Source organism: Bradyrhizobium elkanii WSM2783 (genome assembly GCF_000472865.1).
GTDB lineage: Bacteria > Pseudomonadota > Alphaproteobacteria > Rhizobiales > Xanthobacteraceae > Bradyrhizobium > Bradyrhizobium elkanii_A.
In genome coordinates this window covers 1-2549 of the sequence record NZ_AXAP01000197.1, presented here as the reverse complement: position 1 = coordinate 2549, position 2549 = coordinate 1, and the positions used below count along the sequence as shown (strand labels likewise).

Annotated in this window: 3 protein-coding genes; 2 read left to right on the top strand and 1 reads right to left on the bottom strand. The window is 53.8% G+C overall.

Translation table 11 applies throughout. From position 1 onward, the window contains the following. Positions 1 to 308 precede the first annotated feature (308 nt). Together YY7_RS0149740 and YY7_RS0149735 are read left to right on the top strand one after the other, a co-directional pair. Positions 309 to 503 carry a hypothetical protein gene (locus YY7_RS0149740; protein ID WP_028169413.1) on the top strand — a complete coding sequence of 65 codons (195 nt, stop codon included), beginning with the start codon at positions 309 to 311 and terminating at the stop codon, positions 501 to 503. Positions 504 to 508: 5 nt separating this feature from the next. Then, a complete protein-coding gene (locus YY7_RS0149735; RefSeq protein ID WP_155255700.1) occupies positions 509 to 1624 on the top strand; it encodes a DUF6895 family protein in 1116 nt (371 codons plus the stop codon). A gap of 259 nt (positions 1625 to 1883) precedes the next feature. Here YY7_RS0149735 and YY7_RS0149730 read toward each other — a convergent pair whose 3' ends face one another. Continuing rightward, on the bottom strand, positions 1884 to 2282 hold the full coding sequence (locus YY7_RS0149730) for a RidA family protein (protein ID WP_028169411.1): 399 nt from the start codon (positions 2280 to 2282) through the stop codon (positions 1884 to 1886). Between the last annotated feature and the right edge of the window lie 267 nt (positions 2283 to 2549).

Here is a 2549-nt window from a genome sequence, read left to right as displayed (position 1 = left end):
CCTCCATGACTGCTCCGATTGCTTCCGGCTGGAGCGTTTGCCGGGTGGGGCTTGCACCCACTGGAAAGCGCCGCCTTTACACGGCGCACACCCAACTCGGACATTATGCACCTGAGTTTCGTCATGAAGGAATGGCTGCACGAACTACAAACGGTCGAGTGAACGTCTACTTCTAGTTGCTCTGAAGTATGATTGGGATTAGGATTTATGTTGCTCGGTTGAAGTCGCGGAGGCGCTCGGACGGCCTTTTTCCGCTACTTCGAACGCCGACCGTCTCGGCCGAGACCACCATCCGATAGGAGGTAAAAATGGCCCTAAGAGACGAAGAGGACCGCGAAATTCAGAAGATGCTAGCTGACAGCGGCGTGTTGAAAGAGGGTATGACTCTCGATGGCGTCATGCGTATTTCCGAGCGCTTGAATGATATCCGCGGAGGCCTCTCTTGGTGGGTCTTCCGCAAAAAGGATAAGGACGGCGGGACCTACACCTTTTTCGGTGGCTAACGCCTGTGATTGATCCATCGAACGATACGCCATTCTTCCGATTGGTCGTAGATGGATTGAACGGCGCTGTGACAGGTGCTGCCGCGCGAGATAAGTTCTTCTGCGAGTCGGCTATTATGGCTCGCGCGCTGCACCTGCTCGGTTCAAAGCAGGATAGTCGGCTTGATGCCGTTGTCGCTCTCCTCGAAAAGCAGCTGAATAGCTCGCATCAAATATCATTAGCTGACAATTCGCTAAGGATCGCGGAACTACTGTATCCGTATGCAGCTCTTTCCAACTTCATCGCGCGTATTCAGTTTTACGAAATATCGCTAGATGAATTCGCGCGAGTGAGGCAGTTTAATCCAGACCGGCCAAAGTTTCTCGACTGTGAAGACCAATACATTCTTTACATGGCCGGCCGCAGTAAGTTGCCAACTCTTGTGAGTGATCCTTGTCCCTCCTTTTACAAGAGGACATACGATTTTAATGTTGAGCAGTGTTACGTGCTCACTCACCGATACATGTATTCTACGGACTTTGGCCAGCATGCCCCGGCAGCTAGCTGGATTGCCCCGGCATTGCTCATAATTGTTGGTAAGTCCGCGTTATGGGGAAATTTCGATCTCTTCTTCGAGTCTGCATTCTGCGCCCTCTCCGCAAACCTCGATCCGCATGAGATCCTCCTCATTGATAACCTATCGAAAATGTTTATGCCGCAGCTGACGAGCCTGCTGAAGCAAGACGACGTACAGAATGTTTACCATGAGCTATTTGTTTATAGCCTTTTCAAAATGCAGAGGGATAGAGTCGTCCTTTCTGGAACGACAAGCAATACTAGTCGAGGAACGACATTAACTAACTTCGTTGCGTCTTTGGCTGCAAAGTCGCCGGACAAGATTGTCCAGTGTCTTCGCGCGATGCAATATGTATGCCCTCGCGCCTTCTACAACGAGGTGTGCATTGAAAAACTGAATTGGCTCGCAGTAACGGCGGGGATAAGGACGTTGTTCGAGAACGAAATTAGGAGTGCCGGAAGAGAACTAGAACCGGGTGTCTATGACGATTATCGGCGAGTTGTGAACGTTGAGCTAGAGAAGCTTCGAGGCTTGCCGGCTTCCGATCCTTTGGTGCAGCACTGAGGCGTCGATGCACTACTCACCTCCGCCACTGGTGGCAATGCCCCCGCGCGTCGAGTCGATTGTTCGCTTTCCACCCAAATGCGAAGTATGGACCGCCCGCAGAGCACTCTGCATCGGGGCGGATCGGAGCGGCCGGCCGACTTCCCCACTCCACTATTGGCCCTTAGCCGAACTCGGTCGCAAACGGCCACGAGGTCCACTTTCAGGGACAGAGCGGACCGAGGTGCGCCAGGCGAGAGGCCGGCTTTTGACCCAGACTTCAGCTCCCGCCTAGATAGGCAACGGCCTCTATCTCGACCAACACTTCCGGCTTCGCAAGGGACCGCACTTCAACAAGGGTGGAAGCAGGAAAATCTCCGGTGAAGAACTCGCGGCGTGCTCGCCAGACCTCGGTGTTGTTCCTGATATCGACCAGGTAGATCGTCATCTTCACCAAGTTGTCCATCGTTCCGCCGGCCGCCTTGATGATGCGATCAATGCGGGAAAATATTTGCTTGGTCTGTTCGTACTCATCCTTGCCGACTAGCTGGGCGCCGCCTTCAAAGGGACGTGCTACTTGGCCAGAGATGAACAGCATGTCGCCTGCGCGTATAGCGTTGGACCACAGCTCGGGGCCGGCCTCAGCTACATCGGGGACGGACACCTTCGTTCTGGACATGGCATTCTCCTTGTGAAGTTGTCTCGGATACGTTTCGCTGTTGGTTTATCACAAATACTGGCAAGCCATCGCGACGCCGTATGGCTCCTTTGAGACATGCAGGCGGACGCAGAAAACGTCTGCTTATCGAAGGAGGGCCGGAAGTGATCCGCGCACCATCAAACCGACGCGAATGGTGGAGTCGAGATGTGGCGCGGTGGCTTTAGGCTACACATATCTGTTGCCGCCCCTTTCGTCTGGCGGTGCCTTAGTGGTGTAGCCGTGACT